Origin of the sequence: Jeotgalibacillus proteolyticus (assembly GCF_050107735.1) — a bacterium.
GTDB lineage: Bacteria > Bacillota > Bacilli > Bacillales > Jeotgalibacillaceae > Jeotgalibacillus > Jeotgalibacillus proteolyticus_A.
This window is the reverse complement of record NZ_JBNILO010000002.1, coordinates 316,660-338,911: the sequence shown is the minus strand read 5'-3', so window position 1 is coordinate 338,911 and position 22,252 is coordinate 316,660. Positions and strand designations below refer to the sequence as shown.

Below are 22,252 nucleotides of genomic sequence, written 5' to 3'. Positions count from 1 at the left end.
AAATGAACTTCGATAAACTACACATAAGTAAAACCCCTTTAAGCTAAGCTTAAAGGGGCTTTTAAGTGAAATTAATACATTTCTAAATACTGCTCGCGCTCCCATGGGTGTACTTGCGTACGGAACATATCCCATTCGATCTCTTTCGCTTCTACGAAATGTTCGAAGATGTGTCCGCCAAGAGCTTTAATGATAACTTCATCTTTTTTAAGTTCTTCCAAAGCAGCGAATAGTGTACCCGGAAGGTCTTTGATTCCCGCTTCTTCTCTCTCATCTTTGTCCATGACATAGATGTTTCGGTCAATCGCATTTGGTGGTGTAAGCTGGTTTTTGATGCCGTCAAGACCGGCGCTCAATAAAACAGCCATAGCAAGATAAGGATTTGCTGCCGGGTCAACTGACCGTACTTCAACACGTGTGCTTAATCCACGGGATGCAGGGATCCGGATTAACGGGCTGCGGTTGCGGGCAGACCACGCAATATAACAAGGTGCTTCGTAGCCTGGTACGAGACGCTTGTATGAATTGACTGTAGGATTCGTTACTGCTGTGAACGCGGATGCGTGCTTAAGAGTTCCAGCCATAAATTGACGGGCTGTATCACTTAGCTGAAGCGCTCCATTTTCATCAAAGAAAGAATTTACGCCTTCTTTGAACAATGACATATTACAGTGCATTCCTGATCCGTTTACTCCAAACAATGGCTTTGGCATAAACGTTGCATGCAGACCATGCTTTCTGGCGATTGTTTTAACAACTAATTTAAACGTTTGAATATCATCGCACGCAGAGATGGCATCTGCATATTTAAAGTCGATTTCGTGCTGTCCTGGAGCTACTTCATGGTGAGAAGCTTCAATTTCATAGCCCATTGCTTCAAGCTCAATTACGATATCACGGCGGCAGTTTTCCCCAAGGTCAGTAGGTGCAAGGTCAAAATATCCGCCTTTATCATTCAGTTCTAATGTAGGATTGCCGTTTACATCAAGTTTGAAAAGGAAGAATTCAGGCTCAGGTCCCAGGTTAAAATCAGTGAAGCCAAGCTCTTCCATTTCCTTAAGGACGCGCTTCAGGTTGTTACGCGGATCTCCTTCAAACGGAGTTCCATCGGGATTGTAAATGTCACAGATCAGACGTGCAACCTTGCCGTCACCCGCTGTCCATGGAAATACAACCCATGTATCAAGGTCAGGATAAAGATTCATATCAGACTCTTCAATACGAACAAATCCTTCAATTGATGAACCATCAAACATCATTTTATTGTCTAACGCTTTTTCGAGCTGGCTTACAGGAATTTCAACATTTTTAATTGTACCGAGGATGTCAGTAAATTGAAGGCGGATAAAATTTACGTTTTGTTCTTTCGCTAATCGAAGAATGTCTTCACGTGAAAATTTACTCATTGGTTAAATTCCTCCTGTTTTTATGTAATGGGTATAGCTATCGGAAAAAGCGTGACAGATCGCCTGCACGAAGACTTGAACGGCTGATTTTTCCTGGACTGAGCATTTCTTTTTTTAGTAATGTTCTCAATTCATCATCAGTCAGTTCCGGTTTTTTCGCTACGGTATCCCTTTCAGCTGAATCCTTTTGACTTACAGCAAGAATTTTCTTAATTCCTGCCATATTAATGCCTTGTTCTAACAGATCTTTTATTTCTAAAAGTCTATCAATGTCGTTTAGCGAAAATAATCGGCGATTACCTTCTGTTCGAGCGGGCGCAATGAGCTCGTGCTCTTCGTAGTAACGAATCTGGCGAGCTGATAAGTCCGCTAACTGCATCACAATGCCAATTGGAAATAATGGCATCGTCCGTCGAATTTCACTGCCTCCCATTAGTTAATCCCCTTTCGTTTCCCTATCGACAAGTCAATCTTATCGCATGGAATAAAAGGTGTCAATAACATGTTAGGTTTTCTTACATCAAAATTCACTTTTTTTAAGAACACTTCTTACATTCCCCACTTTTCTTTTTTTATGCATTAAAGTGATTAATTATTATTTTTAATTTAAAGAAGAGTTTGGGACAAAAGTGTCTTAAGCTCTACGGTCGGTTCACTGTACCTCAGGCGGATGTTTATGCAGGGACGGGGGCTTGAGCCTTATCTGGACGTTGCCCTGTAAAGTCTCAAGCCCCCGTCATTCCTGCAGGGAGTCGCCCGTCTTCTGTTTCACTCTCCATTAACAATGATAGATACTGGCTCATTTTAAAAGTTTGGTAATGGTCCTGCTTCCTCACTCTGTTGTTCATGGGCTTTGGACTCCTAATACTCTTACTATTTCTAAATGAACCGAAACATATCATAGGGAAAGTTGATCTTTTAGCTCAGTTTGTTAAAGATAAATATCCGGCTGAATAATATTAAGAACTGAGTTTAATTATACCTTTTTCATAGCTGTCATCTAAAGCAGAAGATATGGCGATTTTTACATGTTCATACGTTAGGCCGCCTTGAATATACGCAGCATAAGGTGGTCTTAAAGGCCCGTCTGCAGATAACTCGATGCTGGCTCCCTGAATGAACGTCCCGGCAGCCATTATGACATCATCTGAATAACCGGGCATGTAGCTTGGATAAGGGGTGAAATGTGCATTAATGGGTGAAGCCGCTTGAATTGATTGACAAAATGCGATCATACTGTCCCTGTCTCCAAATTCCACTGCCTGTATTAAATCAGTTCTTGGCTCAGACCAGTGAGGGAGTGTTTTCATTCCAGCCTCTTCCAGCAAAGCTGAAGTGAAGACAGCGCCTTTGAGCGCTTGCGAAACGACGTGCGGCGCCAGGAAGAAGCCCTGATACATCTCCTGCAAGGAATACAAACTGGCTCCCGCTTCTGCACCAATACCGGGTGAAGTCATTCGGTAGGAGCATTTTTTAACAAGATCTTCTCGTCCAACGATGTATCCGCCTGTTTTGGCTATTCCTCCACCGGGATTTTTAATTAATGATCCCGCCATAAGGTCTGCGCCGACATGAGCAGGTTCAAGCTCTTCCACAAATTCTCCATAGCAGTTATCAACAAAAATGATGATTGAAGGGTAATGGCTTTTTATTTCTTCAATCATCCATTTGATCTCTTTTATATGGAAGGAAGGGCGCATCGCATAGCCCTTTGAACGCTGAATCCCAATCATTTTTGTTGCAGGATTAATCGCTTCAAGAATTTTATCCAAATGGATAGAGCCGTCTTCTTTTAAATCCACATGCTTGTATCCAATATTAAATTCCTTTAACGAGCCGTTCCCGCTGCCTCTTAACCCTACAATTTCTTCAAGGGTATCGTAAGGTTTTCCCGTAATATAAAGGAGTTCATCACCAGGCCGCAAAACACCGAACAGGGCAATAGAAATAGCGTGGGTACCTGATATAATCTGAGGTCTTACTAAACCAGCCTCAGCTCCAAACACTTTCGCATACACCTGTTCAAGGCGCTCTCTTCCCTGATCATCATATCCATACCCGGTTGAAGGGGTAAAATGACTGTCGCTTATTTGAAATTCCTTGAAGGCAGCCAGTACTCGATATTGATTTTCTTCTGCTGTGCTTTCCAGCTGCCTGTGAATCGCTGCAATCTTCTGTTCTGATCTTTTAATAAGAGGGTCTAATACCCGTTGATTTTTTAAATAAGATGTCATTTCGTACTCCTCTATTTTAACTGTTGGTTCGTTTACTCAACGATCTCTCAAATTGTGCTCTTTTAATAGGCCTTCTATAGGTGAATGTTTAGGAATAAATCCTGTCAGTTTGTATTCTTCTTTTTCTTCCTCAAAGGTCAGTTCTTTTATAACGGCTTCCCGTTTGAATTTTGCCAGTAGGCCCCCTTCATTTGATGACAGAACCGTTTCAAAAGGGACCATTAAATCAATCATTGCTTCTTCCATTTTTCCTTTAAGCTGTTCGATATCGTTGGGGTTTAAAGCCGAAATCAGCATCCAGTTTTGATTTGGAGAAGCCGCAAATTGATTCCAGACTTCATCTTTTTTATTATAAACCGTCATAGTTGGAATGTGATCCATTTTCAGGTCTTTAAAAAGCTTATGAACTGTTTTTTCATGCTCAACATAGTCCGGATGGGAAGCATCCACTACATGAAGCAGCATGTCAGCTTCATTTACTTCCTCAAGTGTAGATCGAAAAGAAGCAATCAGTGTAGTCGGTAAATCCTGAATAAATCCAACTGTGTCGGTCATGAGAACTGAATAGCCGCTCGGCAGCAGCAGCTTGCGTGTCATCGGATCGAGTGTCGCAAAAAGCTGATTTTCTTCAAAAGAATCCGCTTCAGCAAGACGGTTGAACAGTGTGGATTTGCCAGCATTGGTGTATCCCACCAGAGCAATCTGAAATACGTTGTTTTTTCTCCTGCGTTCCCTGTACTGTTCACGGTGTTTAACTACTTGATTTAATTGTCGTTTCACTTCTGCAATTTCGTTTCGAATATGTCTGCGGTCCGTCTCCAGTTTTGTTTCTCCAGGTCCTCTGGTACCAATTCCTCCACCAAGTCTGGAGAGTTCAATGCCTTGGCCTCCGAGCCTCGGCAGCATATACTCAAGCTGCGCCAGTTGAACTTGAAGTTTCCCTTCTCTTGATCTTGCTCTTTGGGCAAAAATATCTAAAATAAGTTGAGTTCTATCAATAATTCTGGCACTTAGCACTTTGGACAAGTTTCGATTTTGGCTGGGGGAAAGTTCACTATTAAAGATAATGACATCAGGCTCTAACTCTTCTTCTAACGCCTGAAGTTCTTCTACCTTTCCCTTACCTATGTAAGTACCTGAATGAATCCGGTCCCTGTTCTGGGTCAGAACGGAAACCACTTCGCCTTTTGCTGTTTCAGTCAGTGCTTGTAATTCCTGCAAGGACTGTTGAATATGGTTGTCACTTTGATTAATCTGTACCCCAACTAATATTGCTCTTTCTTTAATGAAGTTTTGATCTGTCAATTGCATCCCCGCTTTCATCTCAATCTTATTTATCTTACCATAAGTATGGCAGTCTGCTCTTTTTTCAAGCGATAGGGTGAGTGCCTGTTGCGTTTTTCCTATCCTTATCCTATCTTTTAATAATTCCCAAATTAATAAAAGAAAAAACGTTTCATTTCTGATTGAACATGATACAATCGTTAAGGTTTTATTTGTATTAGAAAGGCCGGGTGACAGCTATGACCTGGGAAGTATTGAGTATAATCGGAACTGTAGCATTTGCAATTTCTGGTGCAATCATTGCTATGGAAGAAGAATATGATATTTTGGGAGTATATATATTAGGAATCGTGACTGCTTTTGGGGGAGGGGCTATCCGGAATTTGCTTATTGGAGTGCCTGTCTCTGCTTTATGGGAACAGGGGATGTTCTTTCAAATAGCCCTGCTGTCCATTACGGCTGTTTTTCTATTCCCGAATAATTTGCTAAGACATTGGAGACGATGGGGGAACTTCTTTGATGCGATGGGACTTTCTGCTTTCGCTATTCAAGGAGCCCTTTATGCTGTAGATATGGGACATCCTTTAAGCGCTGTGATTGTAGCCGCTGTTTTAACAGGAAGTGGAGGCGGCATAGTCAGGGACCTGCTGGCAGGAAGAAAGCCGCTTGTCCTAAGATCTGAAATATATGCCGTATGGGCGATTTTGGCGGGAGGAGTTGTCGGACTCGGCATCGCGACTGATCCCTGGCATTTGTATGCTCTTTTCGCTGCTACGACTTCATTAAGAGTGTTCTCTTACCTTTACAACTGGAGGCTTCCTTTTAGAAAACTGCACCCCATAGGTGATCATTAAATAGAAATTGCAATAAGTGCCAACGAGCTGAAACCTGCACATGCTGATGTGCAGGTTTGTTTATTCCTTTTCTTTTAAAGCGATCATGACATCCTTTTCTGTCACCATCATTAAGTCCTGTCTGGTAAAGCTCTGATTTTTTAAAAGTCTGACTGCTTGTGCCCGGATAATGGATTCAATGGTATTTCTTATAAATCTCCCATTATCTTTGGCAGCAGTTTGATGACTTGATGATGTTTTCTTTATATACACAGCAACACGGTCCGCTGCTGCTGCTGTTAAAACAAATTCCTTTTCTCTGCAAAATTTCTTTGCGATCTCCATTAGTTCATCTACTGTATAATCTGGGAATGTAACTACATGTGGAAATCTTCCCCGCAAACCGGGATTTAATCTGAGAAAATTGTCCATTTCTGCCCCATACCCGGCCAGGATAAGGATAAAATCATCTTTTTTATCTTCCATATGCTTGACAAGTGTATCAATAGCTTCCCGCCCAAAATCTTTCTCCCCGCCTCTCGCCAATGAATAAGCTTCATCTACAAACAGAATGCCTCCCATTGATTTTTTTACTAATTCCCTTGTTTTATTGGCGGTATGGCCGATGTATTCCCCTACTAGATCCGCTCGTTCCACTTCAATCAAGTGACCTTTAGATAATATATTCAGTTCACAAAGCTGCTTAGCCATGATTCTTGCGACTGTGGTTTTCCCAGTTCCCGGATTTCCCCTGAACAGCATATGAAGGGCATGATGGTCAGATTTCAGTCCCAGTTCCTTTCTTTTCTGGTTGACAATGCTCCATGCTACGATATGCTTAATCATTTCCTTTACTTCCTCCAAACCGACAAGCTGGGAAAATTCTTTTTCTATATTTGCCCAGATAGGATGAAGTGGAGGGTCAACCGTTTTTTCGATCGTCCTTTCAGCTTCTGACTGAATAATCAATTTTATTTGATTTTTTCTTTCACTGCTGATCTGGCGGGTCACTCTGTTCACCCCACTCTTTAACCCATTCTCCTTCACTATATGTATGAACTCTTTAAAAAAGAGCAAAGAAAAAAGTGCTCCTTTAGGAACACTTACTTTTCTGCTTCTGCAGTTTGAATTTTAACTGACTTGGAAGGAACAAATGTAGAAATTGCATGCTTATAAACGAGCTGCTGTTTTCCATCAGATTCTAGCAGGACGGTAAAATTATCAAATGCTTTTACCTGGCCGCGAATTTGAAATCCGTTTAAAAGAAATACGGTTACAAAAGCAGCGTCTTTTCGTAGCTGATTAAGGATTTGATCCTGAATATTTATGGCCTGTTTCATCAAAAGCCTCCTCCACTGGTCTCTAGTATCTAGTATTCTCTATGTACGCCTATTTTCCTGCTAAAAACCGCAGAATCTTCTCTTTTTTTTCATCAGCCTGTTCCGTTAGGTCGAACCAGTCGATATCCATTTTATTACGAAACCAGGTGAGCTGCCTTTTGGCATATCTTCTCGAATTCTGCTTTAAAAGATCGACTGCCTGCTCTAAGGTTATTTCTCCATCCAGGTATCTGTACAATTCTTTATAGCCAATTGCCTGAACAGATTGGACGCCGCGAATTCCAGCCTGGTGCAATTCTTTAACTTCTTCAACCAGCCCCGCTGTCAACATCTTGTCAACCCGGTCATTGATCCGCTCATATAACCGTTCTCTTTCCATCGTCAAGCCAATTATCGTGTGATTATAAAGAGGCTCCACTTTTTGATCTGCCTTCCATTCAGCAGGCGTTTTTCCTGTTGTATAAATGATCTCGAGCGCTCTTATGACTCTGCGCTCATTATTTGGATGAATGTCTTCAGCAGATGCAGGGTCCAGCTTCTTTAACTTTTCATATAAAGTTAAAATTCCATTTTCAGAAGCATCCTTTTCCAGCTTGTTTCTGATTTCTATGTTCTTTCCTTCACTTGAAAAGTGATAATCAAATAAAACGGACTGAATGTACAGCCCAGTCCCCCCTACGATAACAGGACGTTTGCCTCTTGAAGAGATCTCGTTTATTTTTTGCCTGACCAGCCGCTGAAATTCAGCAGCTGAAAAGGCTTCGTCAGGCTCTTTGAAATCCAGTAAATGGTGCGGAATGTCCTGCATTTCCTCCTTGGTGATTTTAGCAGTTCCGATTGATAATCTTTTATAAATCTGCATTGAGTCACCATTGATGATTTCCCCGTCGAATTCTTTAGCTGCTGCTATGCTCAGCTCTGTTTTCCCCACTGCGGTAGGTCCAACAATTGCAATTACATTGAGATTCTTATCCATCCGCTACCCATCTTTCACTTATAAATGCTGTGATACCGTAAACGTGATGCAAAAATCACTTTAGTCTCTCCAGCTCTCTATTTTGGTTAATATATCTTGAAATATCACCCTGCGATTTGTTTCTTTTAATAATTCATGTCTTCCTTCATCGTACAACTTTACTTCAACGTCTTCAACACCTGTTTTTTGGAGCTGTCTGGCAACTGAAAAAACTCCTTTGCCATCATTCCCTACCGGATCGACTGAACCGCTGATTAAAAAAACCCGAACAGAGGGTGACATTTTCTTAAGCTCACTTTTCCGGTGAATCAAGGTTAATCCGTTGAATAAGTCGACGTAAAATTTATGAGAGCAGGTGAATCCGCAGAGCGGGTCTTCCTGGTATCGCTCCACTTCCGTATGATCCCGGCTCAGCCAATCAAGATCTGTTTTGCACGGACTAAAACGGTTATTATATGAACCAAATGTTAACTTAGTCAATATATTTCCAGGGGATGCTGGAGAAGTTAGGAAAGAGGCAGCTGCTGCAATCCCTTTTCCCACTTCCCCCATTACTCCGCTTGGTCCTGCGGTACCAATTAAAACAACACCTTTGGTTAAAGATGGAAAGAGCTGAATGCTTCTTCTTACAACAAATGACCCCATGCTATGCCCAATAATAAATACCGGAAGAGAAAATTCCTGATTGATCCATGCATTCACATCTTTTACATCGTGGACAAGCCTTAAAAATCCGTCGCCGTCTCCCAGATACCCCAATTTTCCGTTTCGGGAAGCCGTTTTGCCGTGGCCTCTTTGATCATGGCCGATTACATGATAGCCGTTTTCATTCAGATACCCGGCAAATTCATCATATCGGGAAATATGCTCCACCATGCCGTGTACCAGCTGAACAACGCCCTTAACCTGCTCAGAATCAGACAGCCACTTTTTCAAATACACTTCAATACCATCAGATGTTCGAAAGTAAGACCCTTCCAACCAAAACCACCCCCGTTTAGGATTTTGCAGATAAATTAAACGGTATGATAGCATCATGAATATCTTTTTCAAGCTCTGCCTGATAAGCATAATACGTTTCATCATCCCATTTTAATAGGTTTTTCATTAGCTGCATAACCGGTTCCTGATACATTTTTACCCAATCTATATCAAAATACAACCTGCCAGTTCTTCTGATAAAGAAATCCACCGGCTTAACGGTCATCTCCTCCTGAATAGCATAAACCACTTCAGCATAAACTGCCGGTGTCATAGGAGCATCGAAATTCATTGCGCTGGCAGCATGAGCAAGAGAAAATAATTTATCAGCATTTGTGCCGTAAAAAGCAGCCAGCTGTTTTCCTTCTTCTCTTGTTAATCCATATTGCACCGCTTCTTCTGCTTTACTTTCAACAAAGGCGGTATAATTTTTTGAGCCTCCAAAATCAGCACCTGATAACGGAAGATTTACGGTTATACACTTTCCAAACTGTTTTCCGGTTTCTTTTTGCAGCCTTTTTGAAACAAGATCTACTACATGCTCTGACATTTTACGGTATCCGGTTAATTTGCCTCCTGCAATTGAAATGAGGCCGCTGTCATGCTCCCACACTTCATCTTTTCTGGAAATTTCAGAAGGATCTTTACCTTCTACATATATTAGCGGCCGCACCCCAGCCCAGCTGCTTTCCACATCTTCTGCAGATACGCTTACTTCAGGAAACATGTAATGGATGGCGTCCAATATATAGGAACGGTCTTCTACTGTCATCTTAGGATTCGCAGTATCCTTGGAATTATCATAAAATGTATCAGTTGTTCCTACATAAGCTTTGCCATTACGAGGTATTGCAAACATCATTCTGCCATCCGGCGTATCAAAATAAATCGCTTGCTTTAAAGGAAATACTGATTGGTCCAGCACAAGATGGACTCCTTTTGTTAATTTTAACTGTTTCGCATTCTTGGAATAATCCTTATCCCGCACATCATCCACCCATGGTCCTGCTGCATTCACAACTTTTCTCCCCTTAATGGTGAATGCATTACCCGAAATTTGATCGATTGCTTCAATTCCTGTAATTTTTTTATTATCGTAGATGAAACGGTCTGCTTTCACATAATTGATGAAATCGACTCCATATTCGGCTGCTCTTTTAATAATTTCCAACGTTAGTCTTGCATCATCTGTACGATATTCTACGTAATATCCGCCGCCTTTAAGCCCGTCTTTTCTAATCAGCGGTTCTTTTTGTGTTGTTTCATTCGCACTCAGCATCTTTCTGCGTTCCTGCTTTTTTACTCCAGCAAGATAATCATATACACGAAGGCCTACAGATGTACTGAATTTCCCAAAGGTTCCCCCTTTGTGAATGGGCAGCAGCATCCATTCAGGTGTCGTAACGTGAGCTGCGTTTTCATACACAATTTCGCGTTCCTTTCCTACCTCTGCAACCAGCTTTACTTCAAACTGCTTTAAATAGCGAAGGCCGCCATGTACAAGCTTCGTCGATCTGCTTGATGTTCCCCCAGCAAAATCCTGCATTTCAATAACGGCTACTTTCATTCCCCTTGAAGCAGCATCTAAAGCAATTCCTGCTCCTGTAATTCCTCCACCGATCACGATTATATCGTACAGATCCTGGTTTAATTTTTTAAGTTGATCTTCTCTATTTACACTTGAAAAATTTGTCATTATAAATCCTCCTTAAATTTCCTGATTGCAGTATGAATTACCCAGTGTATAGAAAAAGAGAGACCTAAAATCATTATGAACAATTTTATTCATAATGAATTCAGGCCTCTCTACATCTCTACCCATTTATTAACTTGTTTACACTATACCATAAGCAGTTTTTATTTAAAAGCCATAGCTGCTTTGACTGCTTTTTGCCAGCCGGCGTAAAGCTCTTCACTCTGCTCATTTTCAAGATCGGGATCAAAATCCTTTTCAATTTTCCACATATCATCAATTTCTTGTCTGCTCTTCCAGTAACCTACTGCCAGTCCGGCAAGATAAGCTGCTCCGAGAGCTGTCGTTTCACTAATTACCGGACACTCTACCGGCACGCGAAGCATATCACTTTGGAATTGCATCAAAAAGTCGTTTTTAACCATCCCGCCATCTACACGGAGCCTGTTGAGTTTAATACCCGAATCCTTCTCCATTGCATCGAGTACATCCTTAGTCTGATAAGCAAGAGACTCAAGAGTGGCACGAATAAAATGTTCTTTAGAAGTTCCTCTTGTTAAACCAAATACGGCGCCTCTTACATCACTGTCCCAGTAAGGTGTGCCGAGCCCAACAAACGCAGGCACTACATACACTCCTTCGGTCGACTCTACACGACTTGCGTACTCTTCACTCGCAGGAGCAGTTTTCAGCATCCTCATTCCATCCCTCAGCCATTGAACAGCGGAACCCGCTACAAAGATACTGCCTTCTAGAGCGTACTCTACTTTGCCGTCTATTCCCCAGGCAAGCGTCGTTAATAATCCATGATCAGAAACAACCGCTTTTTCACCCGTGTTCATCAGCATAAAGCATCCGGTGCCGTAAGTATTTTTTGCCATTCCCTCTTCGTAGCATGCTTGACCAAAAAGTGCTGCCTGCTGATCTCCTGCTGCTCCGGCAATTGGGATTTCTTCTCCAAAAAAGTGATAGCCGACTGTCTTTCCATAAACCGCTGAAGATGGCTTAACTTCAGGAAGCATAGATGCCGGCACTCCGAGGATTTCCAAGAGTTCATCGTCCCACTTAAGATCATAAATATTATACATAAGTGTTCGTGAAGCATTTGAATAATCGGTTACATGAGCTTCTCCTCCGGAAAGTTTCCAGATTAGCCATGTGTCAATGGTTCCGAACATTAGCTGTCCATTTTCCGCTTTTTCTCTTGCACCATCTACATGATCGAGAATCCATTTTACTTTAGTTCCTGAAAAATAAGGATCAATCAGCAAGCCTGTCTTATCTCTAAATGTGTCATTCAATCCTTTATTCTTCAGTTCTTCGCAGATTTCTGCGGTCTGACGGGATTGCCATACGATTGCATTATGTACAGGCACACCAGTATCCTTATCCCACACTACCGCTGTTTCACGCTGATTTGTAATACCGATCGCTTCAATTTGTTTAGCAGAAACCCCTGATTCTGACAATACAGAGGCGATTACCGATAGGACTGAGCCCCAAATTTCATTCGCATTGTGCTCTACCCAGCCCGGTTTTGGAAAAATCTGCTGAAATTCTTTTTGTGCAATCTTTACTATTTCACCTTTCTTGTTGAATAAAATGGCTCTTGAGCTAGTCGTTCCTTGATCCAGCGATAAAATGTACGTCTCCATTTTCCGAGTCCCCCTTAGCAGATAACTGCTCATTTTTTTCACTTTGTGTTTCTTTCTTATCAACCATCAAGGCTAGTAATAAACAACCAATGGTAGCGAGTAAGACAATCCAAAGCCAGATTGTGTGCTCTCCTGTAAAAATAGTTTTATAGAATACACCGGCTAATGATCCTCCTAAAACCGGACCTAATACAGGAACCCATGAATACCCCCAGTTGGAATTTCCCTTTCCTGCAATCGGAAGAAAAAAGTGAGCGATTCTAGGTCCTAAATCCCTTGCCGGATTAATTGCATATCCGGTGGTTCCCCCTAATGAAAGGCCTATTGCTACAATCAGCATTCCGACTATAAAGGGATTCAGTCCTTCTGTGAACTCATTTGCTCCAATGGATAAAATCCCAAGAACAAGTATAAATGTTCCAATGACTTCACTAAGCAAATTAGAGAAAAAATGCGGAATGGCAGGACCTGTGGAAAAAACACCAAGCTTTGTTTCCGGATCCTCTGTAACCTTCCAATGCGGCAGGAAATGAAGCCATACAATCACAGCACCGATGATTGCTCCAATCATTTGAGCAAAAATATAAGCTGGGACGCCTGACCATTCAAAATCTCCGTTAAAAGCCAGTCCGAGAGTCACAGCAGGATTGAAATGCCCTCCGCTAAACTGCCCTACTGCATAAACTGCCATAGCCACTCCTAAACCCCAGCCGAATGCGACAACGATCCATCCGCCTTCAAACGCCAGTGATTTTTTCAGATTGACATTGGCCACCACCCCTCCTCCGAAAACGATGAGTATAGCGGTACCTATTATTTCAGCAATAAATGTACTCATATTATTCCTCCAGTTGTTAGATTTGAAACGGGAAAAATAAAAGAGACTCACAGACTTTTTCCTTTGCAGGTGTAAAAGTACATGTGAGTCTCTTCGTCTCTTCACGCATCATTAACTTGTCTACACCTTAACAAGTTTTGAAAACGCTGTCAACAACTTTTCTATTAAACTACTTGGAAAAATAATCCCACAGCTGCTGAGAAGAAGTGGTAATAGCGCACGCCCCCGCAGATATTGCCTGTTCAACTTCAAGAGGCGTATCGATCAGTCCTCCCGCAATGATAGGCTTTCCGGTTTTCTCTCTTATTCTCTCAATAACTTTGGGAACCACGCCGGGAAGAAGTTCAATGTAATCAGGATCTGTTTTTTGAATAAGCTGAACACTCCTTAAAAGAGCATTGGAATCGATTACAAAAGTGCGCTGAATAGCTTTTACATTTAACTGTCTAGCTTTTTTTATCACATTGCTTCTCGTAGAAATAATGCCATAGGGTTTGATTGTTTGGCAGATAAATTCGCAGGCATACTCATCATTTGCCAGGCCTTGTATTAAATCCATATGTAAAAACATTTCCTTTCCCTCTGAACGGGAATAATCAAATACACTTTTCAGCATATTGACATGCAAATCCAAAAACACACCGTAGCGAAAGGAAAATTTAAGCATTTTGTCAAAATCCTTCATAGACCGGATAGCCGGTAATATCTGCTGCCCTTCAAAAGGCATAGGTTTTCCTCCTTCACGACCACTTTTTAATAATGTAAGTGATCAGCCAAACTATTTTTAATGCTGTTTTTTATTACTTTCTGCAGAGATAACACCCTGCAGTTACATAGCGTGTTCACAACACCGCTTTATAAATATTCATTTTTATGATCCGGCTTTATGGAGCGGACTATAGAAGAAATTCCAAGAATTATTAATGCAAAAAATGAAACAATGGATAAAATTAAAAATGCTGAGGTAAGACGATTTACATGGCTTGAGGCAGCGTAATAAATTGCAGTAGAAAAAACGGCCAGAAAAATGAACATTACTGTTAACTTTCTCATCATTCCTGCAGGGAATAACATTTACTGCCCCCTTTTTATTATTCAGTTTGTTTATTAATTACCCAATATATGATCATTGTAAGCATTTCATGACTTGTTTTCTAGAAAAGAAGCCGCCTCTAGACAAGGAAGCTTCTAGAAATGTAAAGAAGGCTGAAAAAACGGATTTCAGCCTTCTGCACCCGGTTCTATCCGATGCCGAATCCATTATGAGACATTTCACCTTTTACATTACCCGTTTAAACATTTTTTCCATTTCATAAGTGGAATAATGAATGATAATTGGTCTTCCGTGCGGACAAGTAAAAGGGTCTTCTGTTTTTCTTAAATCCCCTAGCAGCTGCTGAATATCTTCTCTGCGCAGATAATGATTGGCTTTGATCGATCCTTTGCAGCTCATCAGTATTGCCGCTTCTTCTCTCAGCTTCCCCACGTCTACTTTTTTCATTTGAAGAAGCTCGTCGATCATTTCTTCAATAATCTTTTTCTCATCTCCAGAGGGAAACCATGTAGGATACCCTCTGACAATAAAGCCATTTCCCCCGAATTCTTCAAGAAACACTCCGACAGCTTCCAAATCCTGTTTGTACTCCTGTATTTTTATACGTTCATCTGTTGAAAACTCCAGGACTAAAGGAACTAATAAATCCTGAAGCTCTGACTGAACAATACCTACTTTCTTTTTAAAATATTCATATTTGATTCTTTCCTGTGCAGCGTGCTGGTCAATGATAAACAAACCGTCTTCATTCTGTGCCAGAATATATGTTCCGTGCATTTGGCCGATCGGCTCAAGAAGTGGAACCCTCGGTTGCTGTTGATCCTCTTCTTGGGGAAATTCATTTAATTGTGTTGCGGGTATCTCTATTTGAGCTGAATCCTGTTTTACTTCATGTTCTGGTGCAGTTGTTTCAGTACTTGAAATTACAGGCTGTGATTCCCTGATTCGATCTTCTTGCCCAGTATCCTGTTGACTGCTTACATCATGCAAAGGACGCATAGAACCCCTGTCAGGCAGCCGCTGAGCAGGTTCTTGAAATGAAAAAGCAGTTTGCTCAGACGTTGGGATGTGTTTCTTTGGTTTATCAGATTCTCCACTTGGAATAAGCGATTTAGTTTGAAACAATTTCTTTAGCGTATCCGTTATAAGCTGAATCAGTTCAGCCTCTTTGCTGAATCGCACTTCCTGCTTGGAGGGATGAACATTTACATCAACAAGCAGCGGATCCATCTTGATTGAAAGCAGAACAATCGGGTAACGTCCGATTGGCAGCAGGGTATGATAGCCTGCTTGAATGGCACGTGTGATCGCGTAATTACGGATAAAACGTCCATTAACAAGAATGGAGATGTAATTTCTGGAAGCACGCGTGATTTCAGGAAGGGCGGCATACCCGCTTACCTGGAAATCAAGTGATTCACTTTCGAAAGGTAGCATTTTTTTGGCTATATTCATCCCATATATTGCGGCAATAACATGCCTGACATCACCTTTGCCGTTCGTTTGAAGCAGCGTTTTGCCATTATAGCGCAATCTAAAGGAAATTTCGGGATGTGACAACGCTATGCGATTCACAATATCTGTCACATTACCGAGTTCTGTGTGTACGGTTTTTAAATATTTTAATCTGGCAGGCGTATTATAAAACAGCTCTGAGACCAAAATATCTGTTCCCTGTCTGGAAGAAGCAGGCTTTTGTTCTAGTACTTCACCGCCTTGCATTTTAATGAACGTACCTATACCGCCTGTAGACGTGTGGATTTCAATTTTAGATACAGACGAAATACTCGGCAGAGCTTCTCCTCTAAAACCAAGTGTGCGAATTCGAAATAAGTCATGTTCATTTTTAATCTTGCTTGTGGCATGGCGGGAAAAGGCGAGGAGCACTTCGTCATTTTCGATGCCCGCTCCGTTATCCCTAATGCGGATCGAAGACAAGCCAGCTTCTTCAAGATCCAGTTCAATAATTGTGGCATTTGCATCCACAGCATTTTCAATGAGTTCTTTCACTACCGATGCCGGACGTTCTACTACTTCTCCAGCTGCTATTTTATTGGCCAGTGCTTCGTCCAGCTGACGTATTTTCCCCATAAGCTCTCAGCCTCCTTTACAGCCCATTCATTTTTCCACTAGGTTTTTAGCCACTTTTTGTACCCGATAAAGTTCATTCAAGGCCTCAAGCGGCGTCATTTCGAGTACATTCAACTTTAAAATCTCGTGCTGTACACTGTTTGTTTTTTTGTTTTTTCTATTTTTAGGTTCTTGAAATAATGACAGCTGTCCTATTTCTTGCTCTTCCTTGATTACAGTTTCCTTTTTTGCATGAGGGACAGCTTCAAATCCCGCAAGCAGCTCGTTGGCACGGTTTATGAGTGAATCCGGAAGATCAGCTAATTGAGCTACATGAATACCATAACTTTTATCTGCTGGACCTTGTTTTATTTTATGCAAAAAGACTACATGACCATCTTGTTCTGCAGCAGCAACATGAACATTCATCAGGCTGTGGAGTTGATCAGATAAATCCACCAGTTCATGATAATGGGTGGAAAACAGCGTTTTGGAACCTATATGGTTATGGACGTGTTCAATTATGGCCTGGGCCAGCGCCATGCCATCATACGTGGAGGTCCCTCGCCCTATTTCATCGAACAAAATTAAGCTGTCCTGTGTAGCGTTGGCTATTGCATGCTGCGCTTCAAGCATCTCAACCATAAAGGTGCTTTGTCCTGAAACAAGATCGTCTGCTGCACCGATCCTGGTAAAGATACGGTCAAAGATAGGCAGATTTGCTTGAGCAGCAGGTACATAGCAGCCGATCTGAGCAAGTATTGCTGTTAGCGCAACCTGACGCATGTATGTGCTCTTACCTGACATGTTAGGGCCCGTGATTAAAAGCATTTCACAATCGGGATTCATTTTGCAATCATTTGGAACATATTCCTGGGCATCCATTACTTTTTCCACAACGGGATGTCTGCCGTCTATAATGTCAATTTTTCTTTCAGTATTAAAAGATGGCTTCACGTAGTGCCTGTTTTCACTGATCGTGGCAAAACATTGCAATACATCAAGCCGGCTTATTTCAAGTGCAAGCTTCTGAAGTCTTGGAATCTCTTTTTTTACCGTCTCTCGAATATCGAGAAACAAATGATACTCCAACTCTGTAGAACGCTCCTGCGCCTGAAGAATCAGCTCTTCTTTTTCTTTTAATTCGGGTGTAATGAACCTCTCAGCATTTGTTAACGTCTGTCTTCGTTCATACATACCTTCCTGCAGAGCTCCCAAATTGGCTTTTGTAATTTCAATATAATAGCCAAAAATCCGGTTATAGCCGATTTTTAATGAGCGTATTCCTGTTTTTTTCCGTTCTTTCTGCTCTAATTCAGCAATCCAGGTTTTTCCGTTTCTGCTTGCATCACGAAACTGATCCAGTTCGGCGTTAAAGCCATCTTTAATAAAGTTGCCTTCTTTTATCGTAAGAGGCGGCTGTTCCATGATGGAAGAATCCAAAAGCGCTAAAAGCTCCCTACAAGGATCCAGTGCCTGAGCTAACTGCACACTTTCTGTATGATCCATTTCGCTGAGCGTTTCTTTAATTACCGGAACCTGCTGCAAGGATTTTTTTAACTGCACAAGATCTCTAGGACTTACATTGCCAAAAGCAACCCTGCCAGCGAGACGTTCAAGGTCATATACTTCTTTTAAAGATTCTCTAAGCGATTCTCTCTCAAAATATGAATCCATCAGTCCCTGAACAATCGATAACCGTTCATTTATCTGCTTAGTGTTCACAAGCGGCCGGTCGATCCATCGCCTCAGCATCCTCGCCCCCATGGCAGTCATGGTTTCATCAAGCAGCCAGACAAGGGAACCTTTTTTGCCGCTGCCCCTGATCGTCTCAGAAAGCTCAAGATTCCGTTTTGAATTTGGATCCATTCTTAAATATGAATCAATCTGATACGAAGAGGCTGCCTGCAGATGGTCTAGTGAACGCTTTTGTGTCGATGATACATAATGAAGCAGCCGGCACATACTTATAACCAGCTTTTCCTGTTTTAATTCTTTAAGAACGGAATCAAATGAATCTTCTTTATGACAGCTTTCCATAATGGACAATGAATGGATATTTCTTTCTTTAAGCCCCTTTTCAATTAAGGGGTCTTCATCTGGAGCCAAAACCACTTCTCTCGGTTTAATATTAACTAATTCATTTACCGCTTCTATTGCTGTATCAATCATCGTAACTTTTGATTCACCTGTTGTAAGATCTAGATAGGCAATGCTGAACGACCCTTCCTCAAACCCAGTTAATGCAGCAAGATAGTGATTTTCCTTTTCAAGCAAACTTTTTGACTCCATAACGGTACCCGGAGTAATCATTTGAACGATTTCTCTTTTAACAACCCCTTTGGTCAATTTCGGGTCTTCCGTCTGCTCACAGATCGCTACTTTAAATCCTTTTTCGATTAACTGTTCTATATAACCTGAAGCTGCATGATGGGGTACTCCGCACATTGGAATTTTTTCTTCTACTCCACCATCACGGGCTGTCAGCGTAATTTCAAGTTCTCTCGCCGCACGAAGGGCATCATCAAAGAACATCTCATAAAAATCTCCAAGACGAAAAAATAAAAAGGCATCCGGTACTTCTGCCTTTATTTTAAGATATTGCTGAATCATAGGTGTATAAGTTTTCATACTTTATTGGTCTCTCCGATCTCTTCAATTATCATGCTATCAGTATAGCATATTCCGCTATTTAAACTCATCCCGCCATATATGTAACAGCTCATCCACAAAATTAAACAGGAGGAGATTTAATGACAGCTTTGGCGAACCAGAACGAGAAAAACGATATGCCTATGCCAATCAGCAGCAGTATACCAGCAAAAAAACTAAAATCCAAAGAAAATAGTGTAATGACCATAAATCCCGATAAAAGTCCAAGTAATACCGTTAGCAATGGCTGCAGCATGGGAGCGATTTTAAATTGAACCGAATAATGAATAAGCACCAGAACTGCAAAAGAAATCAAAAAAAATGCTGCAATAAAAAGCATCATACTGCTCTTCACCATAATACCGTCTCCTTCCATATAATTTATATGTATCACTTAATCGCCAGGTAAAAACCTGAAGAATAAAATGCGTTTAGGAAATACAGGAGGTTGGGGCAAAATTTTAAAAGATGAACAAAATTTCCTTATAGTACGAAGAGAGCTGAGCATAAAGCGGCCAATTCACCAAAATATGATATCTGATTGAAATGCTGGAAGCCTAGTATATAAAAAGGCTTGAACTCATATCCCTGATGAAAATTTCCGACTGAGGTGAACCGCTTAAAGAACGTAAAAATCCTTTGCTCTGGATTTATTGAGGAAATAAAAAAAATCAGGTGAGAGCTCACCTGATTTAGTGCCTTTTTGAATCTTCAAAACCTAGAAAATCCGTTTTGATTTCGTCGATCTCGTCATCGTCAATATCGTGGTCCCAATCTTCTTCCATGCCGTCACGATGGAAAATGACACACATTTTTGTTTCCCCTACGCATTCCACCACAATTTCCCGTTCAACTTGTACGATAACTTTGCTTCCACAATCCGAGATAGAGGCTTCAAGGCAATTCGGCTGTTGCAGAACTCGTGCGATAATTTCATTGTCGTCATAATAATCCGGATCTCTGTACTTCAGCTTGATTGTATCTTTATACGAGACGTTCTCAATGACTACTGAGGTTTTGGTATTGTCGTGATGCGAATACCAGACGTTAACATCAAATGTGCCGTAGACCTCAACCTTTTTCCCCACTTTTTTTGCTTCATATTTATGGTTGATGATCCAACAGCCTAAAATACTCGTTGGACGATGGGGCGGGTGAATGGTGTGATGGGATTGCGTAAATTTTCGGCCCTTGGCCACGACGGACTTTGTAATAATTTCTCTGTACTCCGACATTCATGCGGCCTCCTTTCATTTCCTTTTATCCTATGCTGAAAGTTCAGGAGATGTGCGAAAACCTATAATTTTTAAAATAAACTTGTTTGCTTTCGTTTGGAAAGCATGGTAAAAGTAAATAAAAAGTACAGAGAAGAAATTAAATACAGTCCGCATGTAAGGGTGAAGACCCACGCGTATCCCCAATAGCTGCCATAAATAAGAATGATGCCTGTGGACACAGGCCCCATTGTCGCCCACCCAAGATTAAAGACCATTTGATTAATGGAATTTGCCAGTCCTCTATACTCATCCCCGACCATCTCCATCATTAAAGAAGTCTGAATGGGATTTCCTGCATTCATCAAAGCCTGCCTGAATAAAAAGCCTAATGAAGCCACTAAGAGAGATTCTGTAAATGCTGTAAGCAATAGAAAAGGAAGCGACAGCAGCTGGAGGATTACCAGCGCTTTAATTTCTCCTATTTTTTTGACCACCACTGGTCCAATCAAAATGGCAACGGCAGTCATTGCCTGGCCGCCCGAAATAATAACTCCTATATAAGAAGGGGATGCATTAAAACGATCTGCAAAATACAAATTTAAATACGGAATGACCAGACCTGAGCCAAATCCAATCAAAAGCTGAGCAATGGCAAATAAAGCAATGAGCTTGAAATTATCTCTTTTCTCTTGTTTTCTTATTGATAATTCACCTGCTGAATGGATAACAATTTGTTTTTCAGCAGGAAGCTCAACCATTTTTAAAAAAGGAAAAATAGCTGATGTGAAAAATACAGCACCTGCAAAAAGCGACCATCTCACACTGTCTAGAGAGCTCCATTCCAGAACAAGGTGAAAAAGATCAGTCAATCCGCCTCCAATCAAACTGCCTGCTACTTGTGATGCTGTCATGATCGAAAAATGAATACTGAACAAGTGAACACGTTCACTTTTAGTAGAATTTTCAGCAAGCCAGGGGACACCTGAAACCTGGATAAAAGCTGTAAAAAGACCTGTAGCAAAAGCGCCCCATACCAGAAAATCCTCCACTTGCACAAAACTTCTGAAAAACAATGTTCCAGCCGTGATAAATGTTCCGGCTATCATTATATTTTTCCTGCCGATCCGGTCACTTAAAAGACCCGCGGGGAGTAATACCAGGGCAGTAGCTAAGGACATAGCGGAAATAATTTTTCCATTTACCGCATCATCATAGCCCAGTTCCCTTATATAAAAATTATAAATTACCATAAACATACCTAAGCCAATTTGCAAAAAAACTGTTGCAAGTAAAAACATTTTTACATTTGAATTATAGCTGCGTACTCTTAATGCTTCATTTTTTAACCAATTCATATTTGCTGCTCCAGCTTCTTTTATTTCGCACCCCTAAATAGTTTACCTTATTTTTCTGCTTAGTCAGCCCTTTTTTCTCAATTTATCTAAATTTATATTTAATCAGTGTTTAATATTATAAACAACGCAGTTTGAGCTCAGCTTTTGAGGGACACGCACTATTCGTTTGGAGTAACTTCCGAAGTTTGACCCTAATAAATCAACTTGTAAATGAACATAAATAAAGAGTGTCTTATGAAAAAATCCAATAAGACACTCTTTATATTTTTTTCTTCGTTTCTATTTACTCATTAAAACCCTGCACAGCTTTTTCATCCACATGAGCATCAGTTGTACCCAAAACCTTTAATGCTTCATCAGTTTCTTCAGCTGCCACTTTAAATTCAAGAATATGAGTAAAGCCTTGTGAGGACTGATTATCATCATTCTGGTGATTCCTCGACACCATGCCTGCGTTAGCAGCATTTCCACCTGCAGAGGAAAGGTTGAATGCAGGTACGATGAATAGCCGGTCGTTATCATCGTCAGGAATTGCATCTACTCTTGAATCACTGATGTTCAATCTTTGAAGTTTCATGAGCGCGGTTTCAGCGTCATTTTCACTTTTAAAATAAGCTTGTAAATGATTTAGCATCTCTTCATCTTCCTTCCACCTCTTATTTCT

The 22,252-nt window shown here is 41.0% G+C and carries 21 protein-coding genes; 1 reads left to right on the top strand and 20 read right to left on the bottom strand.

The features are described from left to right. Positions 1 to 71: 71 nt before the first annotated feature. The 5 genes from glnA to hflX form a co-directional block, all read right to left on the bottom strand. Entirely contained in the window at positions 72 to 1,406 is a 1,335-nt protein-coding gene (gene glnA, locus ACQCT8_RS04475) for a type I glutamate--ammonia ligase (protein WP_426868817.1), read from the bottom strand. Between the two features lie 37 nt (positions 1,407 to 1,443). After that, positions 1,444 to 1,839 carry a MerR family transcriptional regulator gene (locus ACQCT8_RS04470; protein ID WP_426868815.1) on the bottom strand — a complete coding sequence of 132 codons (396 nt, stop codon included), beginning with the start codon at positions 1,837 to 1,839 and terminating at the stop codon, positions 1,444 to 1,446. A gap of 292 nt (positions 1,840 to 2,131) precedes the next feature. Then, positions 2,132 to 2,254, bottom strand: a complete 123-nt coding sequence (locus ACQCT8_RS04465; protein WP_426868813.1) for a hypothetical protein — start codon at positions 2,252 to 2,254, stop codon at positions 2,132 to 2,134. A 111-nt stretch (positions 2,255 to 2,365) separates the two neighbouring features. Beyond that, complete coding sequence (locus ACQCT8_RS04460; protein ID WP_426868811.1) at positions 2,366 to 3,640, bottom strand: aminotransferase class I/II-fold pyridoxal phosphate-dependent enzyme; 1,275 nt, start codon at positions 3,638 to 3,640, stop codon at positions 2,366 to 2,368. Between the two features lie 36 nt (positions 3,641 to 3,676). Next, a complete protein-coding gene (gene hflX / locus ACQCT8_RS04455) occupies positions 3,677 to 4,945 on the bottom strand; it encodes a GTPase HflX (protein WP_426868809.1) in 1,269 nt (422 codons plus the stop codon). A gap of 218 nt (positions 4,946 to 5,163) precedes the next feature. Here hflX and ACQCT8_RS04450 point away from each other — a divergent pair, with 218 nt between their 5' ends. After that, positions 5,164 to 5,778: a trimeric intracellular cation channel family protein gene (locus tag ACQCT8_RS04450; RefSeq protein ID WP_426868807.1), complete on the top strand. Its 615-nt coding sequence runs from the start codon at positions 5,164 to 5,166 to the stop codon at positions 5,776 to 5,778. 60 nt (positions 5,779 to 5,838) lie between these two features. Here ACQCT8_RS04450 and ACQCT8_RS04445 read toward each other — a convergent pair whose 3' ends face one another. The 15 genes from ACQCT8_RS04445 to ACQCT8_RS04375 form a co-directional block, all read right to left on the bottom strand. Then, positions 5,839 to 6,768: an AAA family ATPase gene (locus ACQCT8_RS04445; protein WP_426868806.1), complete on the bottom strand. Its 930-nt coding sequence runs from the start codon at positions 6,766 to 6,768 to the stop codon at positions 5,839 to 5,841. A gap of 92 nt (positions 6,769 to 6,860) precedes the next feature. Continuing rightward, positions 6,861 to 7,097, bottom strand: coding sequence for an RNA chaperone Hfq (gene hfq, locus ACQCT8_RS04440; protein WP_041057638.1), 237 nt, complete (start codon positions 7,095 to 7,097; stop codon positions 6,861 to 6,863). 49 nt (positions 7,098 to 7,146) lie between these two features. After that, on the bottom strand, positions 7,147 to 8,073 hold the full coding sequence (miaA, locus tag ACQCT8_RS04435) for a tRNA (adenosine(37)-N6)-dimethylallyltransferase MiaA (RefSeq protein ID WP_426868803.1): 927 nt from the start codon (positions 8,071 to 8,073) through the stop codon (positions 7,147 to 7,149). Between the two features lie 60 nt (positions 8,074 to 8,133). Next, entirely contained in the window at positions 8,134 to 9,054 is a 921-nt protein-coding gene (locus tag ACQCT8_RS04430; protein WP_426868801.1) for an alpha/beta fold hydrolase, read from the bottom strand. A 16-nt stretch (positions 9,055 to 9,070) separates the two neighbouring features. Further along, a complete protein-coding gene (locus tag ACQCT8_RS04425) occupies positions 9,071 to 10,750 on the bottom strand; it encodes a glycerol-3-phosphate dehydrogenase/oxidase (RefSeq protein WP_426868799.1) in 1,680 nt (559 codons plus the stop codon). 161 nt (positions 10,751 to 10,911) lie between these two features. Further along, positions 10,912 to 12,402 (bottom strand): glycerol kinase GlpK, encoded by a 1,491-nt coding sequence (gene glpK / locus ACQCT8_RS04420; protein ID WP_426868797.1) that lies wholly within the window; start codon positions 12,400 to 12,402, stop codon positions 10,912 to 10,914. Next, on the bottom strand, positions 12,362 to 13,240 hold the full coding sequence (locus ACQCT8_RS04415) for an MIP/aquaporin family protein (protein WP_426868795.1): 879 nt from the start codon (positions 13,238 to 13,240) through the stop codon (positions 12,362 to 12,364). Before ACQCT8_RS04415 ends, glpK begins: the two co-directional genes overlap by 41 nt. 169 nt (positions 13,241 to 13,409) lie before the next feature. After that, entirely contained in the window at positions 13,410 to 13,967 is a 558-nt protein-coding gene (locus ACQCT8_RS04410; RefSeq protein ID WP_426868793.1) for a glycerol-3-phosphate responsive antiterminator, read from the bottom strand. Between the two features lie 128 nt (positions 13,968 to 14,095). Then, positions 14,096 to 14,314 carry a hypothetical protein gene (locus ACQCT8_RS04405; protein WP_426868791.1) on the bottom strand — a complete coding sequence of 73 codons (219 nt, stop codon included), beginning with the start codon at positions 14,312 to 14,314 and terminating at the stop codon, positions 14,096 to 14,098. A 205-nt stretch (positions 14,315 to 14,519) separates the two neighbouring features. Then, on the bottom strand, positions 14,520 to 16,385 hold the full coding sequence (gene mutL, locus ACQCT8_RS04400; RefSeq protein WP_426868789.1) for a DNA mismatch repair endonuclease MutL: 1,866 nt from the start codon (positions 16,383 to 16,385) through the stop codon (positions 14,520 to 14,522). 27 nt (positions 16,386 to 16,412) lie between these two features. Continuing rightward, the gene (gene mutS / locus ACQCT8_RS04395; RefSeq protein WP_426868787.1) at positions 16,413 to 18,995 is read right to left on the bottom strand and encodes a DNA mismatch repair protein MutS; all 2,583 of its coding nucleotides are present in this window, start codon (positions 18,993 to 18,995) and stop codon (positions 16,413 to 16,415) included. A gap of 103 nt (positions 18,996 to 19,098) precedes the next feature. Then, positions 19,099 to 19,374: a hypothetical protein gene (locus ACQCT8_RS04390; protein WP_426868785.1), complete on the bottom strand. Its 276-nt coding sequence runs from the start codon at positions 19,372 to 19,374 to the stop codon at positions 19,099 to 19,101. Positions 19,375 to 19,708: 334 nt separating this feature from the next. Then, positions 19,709 to 20,251: an outer spore coat protein CotE gene (cotE, locus tag ACQCT8_RS04385; protein ID WP_426868783.1), complete on the bottom strand. Its 543-nt coding sequence runs from the start codon at positions 20,249 to 20,251 to the stop codon at positions 19,709 to 19,711. Between the two features lie 71 nt (positions 20,252 to 20,322). Beyond that, positions 20,323 to 21,588 carry an MFS transporter gene (locus ACQCT8_RS04380; protein WP_426868781.1) on the bottom strand — a complete coding sequence of 422 codons (1,266 nt, stop codon included), beginning with the start codon at positions 21,586 to 21,588 and terminating at the stop codon, positions 20,323 to 20,325. 283 nt (positions 21,589 to 21,871) lie between these two features. Next, the gene (locus ACQCT8_RS04375) at positions 21,872 to 22,222 is read right to left on the bottom strand and encodes a hypothetical protein (RefSeq protein ID WP_426868779.1); all 351 of its coding nucleotides are present in this window, start codon (positions 22,220 to 22,222) and stop codon (positions 21,872 to 21,874) included. Positions 22,223 to 22,252: the final 30 nt, after the last annotated feature.